At 47.8% G+C, this 5,909-nt stretch carries 5 protein-coding genes; all 5 read right to left on the reverse strand.

Features of this window, described 5'->3' with window-relative positions:
- Window positions 1-887 (reverse strand): RHS repeat-associated core domain-containing protein (locus KP814_RS33025; protein ID WP_253938789.1); only part of this gene is annotated, 887 nt, incomplete at its 3' end.
- Window positions 844-1,155: an RHS repeat domain-containing protein gene (locus KP814_RS33030; RefSeq protein WP_253938790.1), complete on the reverse strand. Its 312-nt coding sequence runs from the start codon at window positions 1,153-1,155 to the stop codon at window positions 844-846. The genes KP814_RS33025 and KP814_RS33030, both read right to left, overlap by 44 nt.
- Window positions 1,156-1,788: 633 nt before the next feature.
- Window positions 1,789-2,694 (reverse strand): NADAR family protein, encoded by a 906-nt coding sequence (locus KP814_RS33555; protein WP_216740548.1) that lies wholly within the window; start codon window positions 2,692-2,694, stop codon window positions 1,789-1,791.
- Between the two features lie 105 nt (window positions 2,695-2,799).
- Window positions 2,800-3,183 (reverse strand): hypothetical protein, encoded by a 384-nt coding sequence (locus tag KP814_RS31775; protein WP_216740549.1) that lies wholly within the window; start codon window positions 3,181-3,183, stop codon window positions 2,800-2,802.
- A 4-nt stretch (window positions 3,184-3,187) separates the two neighbouring features.
- The coding region (locus KP814_RS31780; RefSeq protein WP_253938791.1) for a polymorphic toxin-type HINT domain-containing protein at window positions 3,188-5,909 on the reverse strand (2,722 nt) is incomplete at its 5' end.

Here is a 5,909-nt window from a genome sequence, read left to right on the forward strand (position 1 = left end):
ATTATTCTTGTGGCCTTAGATCCAAACATGTAATGAGAATCCGCAGAGCTATGGAATCCCTTAGCAGTACGATTTACTATTTCACCTTTAAAAATATGCTCATCGTCTATTATCGGAACGGGCTTACATTTGTTATTTTTACAGCCTTTCTTACTGAACAATCTAAGAAAAGCTTTTCCGCCAACTCGATTAGACAAGCTTAGTAAAACGCTTATTCCTATATCTTTTGCCGAGATTGAAGCGCCACTTGTAGACATACTCAATACATCATACGAAACCATTGCAGCAGTAGCGAGATTACCAGCAAAATTAATTGCTGACATTAAGCTTCCTATTGACATATTGCCGGAAGGATCGATCTTATTAGTTGGGTCCGCATCACTATACAAATACTTATGCAACGTAATCGGATCATGATTCCGCCCCATCCAAGTATCCATCTGCGTAAACCGCCCCTGGTTCTGGTCGTAATACCTCGCCCTTAGGTAGTACTGATCCAATGACACATCGTACTGCTCTCCGGTGTACAGGTAGCTGTTCGGGGTGTCTCCTTCGCTGTGCAGCAGGATGCCGAAGGCGTCGTAGTGGTAGCTGTCGGTTTGCACGCCGATCTGGTTTGTTAAAGAGCGGACGGAGCCTTGGCCGTCGTAGACATAGTAGCTGACGTCGCCGGCTCTTGCCTGGCTTAGCAGATCGTCGCCGTAAACGTAGCTGACTTGTTTCGCGCCGTTGACGACTTCTTGCAGCACTTGAGCGTAGTCGCGGTTCTGGTCGACGATAAAGTCGGTGTTGGCGCCACTTTCCAATTTCCGAGTGCGAATGCCATCCAGGTTATAACCGAAGTTAGTGGTCTCGCCCGCTTTTAACGGGATCGCTGATGACGTCATGCGTCAGACGATACAGAGCGTCGTAGGTATAGGTCGACACCCGGCCGTTATGCAACTCCTCAATTTGCTCCCGTCTCCCCGTGCTGTGCATAGTGTAACGGTAGTCGGCGATGACATTGCCCGCCGCATCCGTCGTGGTCTGACGCGTCAGTCCGTTCAAGGCGTCGTAGACATAGGTGGGGGTTTGCCCGTTGGCTTGCGTCACGCTCTCACGGTTGCCCACCGCATCGTAGGCGTACAGAGTCTCGCCGCCCTGAGGATCGATCACTTTGCTCAGACAGTTTAACGTATCGTACAGGTACGTGGTCGTTTCCGCTTTACCCTGGTGGGTGAGAGTGGCGGAGGTTTTATTGCCCGCCTTGTCATAGCTGTACGCCAGTCGGCTGCGACTGTTCCACCAGCCGGTTCAGAGCAGAGTCAAACTTATGGGATGTGGTTTGTCGACGCTATCCGAGGCCTAATGCGACCGCTGATTACTGTCTATCTGCTTGTTCTGGCGACGTTTGTCACCCTTAATATCAGTAGTCATCTCGGTGGCGTTGGCGCGCTGAGCCCGGTCGATTTAATGGCCCTGTACAAAGAGGCCATCGCGCAGATGTTATTTCTGACAACGACGGCCGTCACTTGGTGGTTTGGGTCAAGGCCAAGCCAAGTACGAAAAGGGCAGTAAACTCGTTACGTCCCCCCCCCCACAGGGTTTTGAACACCCTTGGCCCAAAAGAAAGGGGATCTCAAAAGAAAATCCGGTCACGTATGTGCATGTTGCAAAAGAAACCTGCGAGGGTGAAAAAATAGTTTAATCACCCAAGCATCAAATATGCGGCATAGAATGCCTATATTGATGCCTGGTTAATAGCCAAACCCACCGATATACCGCAAGGGATTGGCTGCAGGCCTCAGTCTAACATTTTTTTAGGTGATCAAGCCGATACCTTAACGCCGCTCTCACATTCATTAGTGCTTCACCTAATAGATTCTGGCCTTTCCAATTATTGGGGTCGTTAACCCCTTTGTCTTCTACAGCCATGCCTATCCCCCACACTTTGTCATAGGGAGATGCTTCCACCAAGTAATAATCGCCTGTAGAGATCAAGGTCTCCTGCAAATCAGGGTTTTGCGAAAACTTAGCCATATTGCCCTGAAACACTATAGCTTCTTTAAAGAGGTCCCAAGTTTTTTGGTCAAAATTTAATACATTTCTACCAATCACTTTTTGCTGCTTCGGATCGGTCGCAGCCAGAGTACCCAACGCGGATGTTTCATCGCCAAATAACTTGGCTTTGCTATACATCATAAACTGTTCAGCGCAATTGAACTCAATGCCAGCAACCTCAAACTTGCTCGGATGCCACTGACTGAATGGCCCATGCCAGAAGAAAGCAAAAGGCTGCTTCTTTCCATCAGAACCATGTGGAAAAACTGAGTAATCAAGATTACTTCTTGAGACATCATGGAGGTATGCGTCTTGTACTCGCTGCATCCATTCCTTATATGTCTTAGCGTCATCAAACTCAGGCTCTAATCGAATACCTTTATTTTGTATTTGAAATCGTGGAAAGTTGCGCAAAGCGCCTTTCTTATCATTTAGTATACTCTCCACTAACCTTTGATAGTCCTTCTCTCGCAGCTCAAATGGGCGCCACTTAACTTGAGGATGACTTTTTTTATTAAAGTATTCTTTTGCTATATGATAAGGGGGAATAACGCCACAGTATATAGGACCCCCTTGCAAACTTATTAAAAAGCCATACAAATCGGCCTCAAATTCTTTCGCACTCTCATAGGCATCATTAACAATATATTTCACGATCATATTATTGATATTTATATAGCGCTAGGCTGAAGCAATAGGTAAAAGCGCAAAATGGATATAATAGGTCTTTGAAACCACGTTTTAATTCCAACATCAACATCACACATGGCCATATCTCACATCATAACCTTTGCAAGCGAACTCATATACGAAGTCGTATGTTTGGACGACAATGTGCTTAAGTCCCGCTTCATCAGCCCCATACATTCCTTTAATCCAGAGTGAGTCAACAACCTCAAAAAAACAGGTTGACTTTAATAGGTTTGGGTTCAGGTCGTCGTACAGCCAGAAGTCAATAAGCATCCTTTTCATAGCCATACAAGATTCAAATTCAAATGTAACATCCATGTTGTTAACATTGACATTAAGCGAAAACTTACTAGCTATATCATCAACAACAGTAACGACTTTACCAATAGCATCCCTCCCTTCTATTTTACCCAGAATTGTATCTGTAATAGGATTATATTTTTGGTCCATCATCGTTCTACCTTATCATTATCGTTTTGCCACGATTACGTGTCGTGAATTTCCATGATTCGCGATCAATCTCTGCAGCCGTCGCAGGGCGCGTCTCTATTGGTACACCAGCATTTCTATATGCCCACAATCGCCTGTTATCTAGTGTAAACAAAACACCATCTGCTTCAAATATCCTTATTGGCGGCACGTTCACAGTACCGCCTTTTTTTAACTTATCTCGTAAGGCACGAACCGAAGTGCCATTTGTAAAATTCTCAGATATTGAATCTTGTGAAAATCTTATCTCATTAGAATTAATAAGCCCATGTCTTGAGGTCTCTTTAGCATTCGCTGACAGCCAAGCACAAACTGGGCTGGCATTATGAACTAGTACTCCTTCCTCGCCAACATAATAACTATGATTATCAGATACAGAAAAATTATAAACGAAATAATTGATTTTCCTGGTTGATACCGAAACAACTTCAATCCCTTCCAAAATCCCCTTCAGAATATCACCTTTAGATAGATGCCTAGCTTCTATCCATTTACCCTCTTTAAAATAAGGATGTTCCGGGGTCGAAATCAACTCACTCCCATCTTCCAATCTAATCGTAACAAACTCTGCTTTCTTTTCGCTTCTTATTAGATAAACAACCTCTTTAGGCTCAACCTTACTACTGGCTTCATTATAAGAGAATACAAAATCACCAATTTCAATGCTCTCTATACTCTTGTATCCATCCTCGGTTAAAACCAAAGTCCCCTCTACAAAGCTATTTGAAAAACAGTTTTTTGTCTTTCGGGATAGCAGATTAATTATTTTCCCACCACCAAAACGCAAAAGGACCAAAGCACCTCTAGCAATAGCTGATGATGCGATGCTTTGCCCTAAATTAGATGCGGCATTGGTAGGGTCAATAGCCACATCCAAAAAGCTGAAGCCAACATCAATCTGTAATCCTGACAATGACATCCGAATATCCATTGCCGCCCCCAATTCCCCGAGAGAAAAATTCCCACTAGGATCAACCATATTCCCCGGATCAGCATTCGCATAAAGATACTTATGCAACGTCACAGGATCAGAGTTAATCCCCATCCACGTATCCATCTGCGTAAACCGCCCCTGATTCTGGTCGTAATACCTCGCCCTTAGGTAATACTGATCCAGGGATGCATCGTATTGCTCTCCGGTGTACAGGTAGCTGTTCGGGGTGTCTCCTTCGCTGTGCAGCAGGATGCCGAAAGCGTCGTAGTGGTAGCTGTCGGTTTGCACGCCGGTCTGGTTTGTTAAAGAGCGGACGGAGCCTTGGCCGTCGTAGACATAGTAGCTGACGTCGCCGGCTCTTGCCTGGCTTAGCAGGTCGTCGCCGTAGACGTAGCTGACTTGCTTCGCGCCGTTGACGACTTCTTGCAGCACCTGGGCGTAATCGCGGTTCTGGTCGACGATAAAGTCGGTGGTGCTGCCGCTTGCTGCTTTCCGGGTGCGAATGCCGTCTGGGTTATAACCGAAGCTGGTGGTCTCGCCCGCTTTGGTTACCGCGAGGAGTTTGTTCTTCGCGCTGTAGGTGTAACGAGCGCTAACCAGACCGTCTTCGGTTTCAGTCAGCGTATTGCCGTTGGCGTCATACGCGTAGGTAACGCCGCCCTGTTGCGTCAGGCGATCATTGTCGTCATAGCTGTAGGCGGTGTGCACGCCGTCGATAATGCTGTAGATGCGGTTGCCGACCTTGTCGAAGCGGTATTCCGCGCTGTAGTCGCCATTGGCCGGATTGCTGATGGCGTCATGCGTCAGGCGATACAGGGCGTCGTAGGTATAGGTCAAAACCCGGCCGTTGTGCAGTTCTTCGATTTGTTCCCGTCGCCCCGTGTTGTGCAGGGTGTAACGGTAGTCGGCGATGACATTGTCCGCCGCATCCGTCGTGGTCTGACGCGTCAGTCGGTTCAAGGCGTCGTAGACATAGGTGGTGGTTTGGCCGTTGGCTTGCGTCACGCTCTCACGGTTGCCCACCGCATCGTAGGCGTACAGGGTCTCGCCGCCTTGAGGATCGATCACTTTGCTCAGGCGGTTTAACGCATCGTACAGGTAGGTCGTCGTTTCCGCTTTCCCCTGATAGGTGACGGTGGCGGAGGTTTTATTGCCCGCCTTGTCATAGCTGTAGCTAAGCACCGCGCCAGTCGGCTGAGTCTCTTCCACCAATCGGTTCAATGCGTCGTATTGATAACTCGTCGTTCCCAGAGAGTTTGTCGCAGTGAGACGAGCGCCAATAGTGTTATAGGTAAAGGTCTCGACCTCGCCGTCTGCGTAGTCAATGCGACTCACCTGATCATTCACATCGTAGGTATAGGCGGTCGTCTGACTATTAAAGTCGGTATGACTGAGCAACCTGCCAGCGACGTCATAGCTGAAGGATTCCATCTGTCCCATTGGCAGCGTCCGCGTCAGCACACGGCCCATGGCGTCATAGGTCCAGCGGGTCGTGCGGCCTTCCGCATCCTTCTGCGTCAGCTTATTGCCGGCCTGATCATAGGTGAAGGAAGTGACGTTATTCAGCGCATCCGTCACCGCAATCAAACGGCCCAGCTTGTCATAAGCGTACTGGGTCACTCGACCGGCTTGATCGATGCTACTCAGGCGACGATCCAAAGCGTCGAAGGTTTCCTGCAGGCTTGAGCCGTCATGGAACAGGGTTTTAACCCGTTGATCCAGGATGTTGTACTCATACGTCGTCGTATGGCCATTC

Origin of the sequence: Hahella sp. HN01 (assembly GCF_018986435.1) — a bacterium.
Classification (GTDB): domain Bacteria; phylum Pseudomonadota; class Gammaproteobacteria; order Pseudomonadales; family Oleiphilaceae; genus Hahella.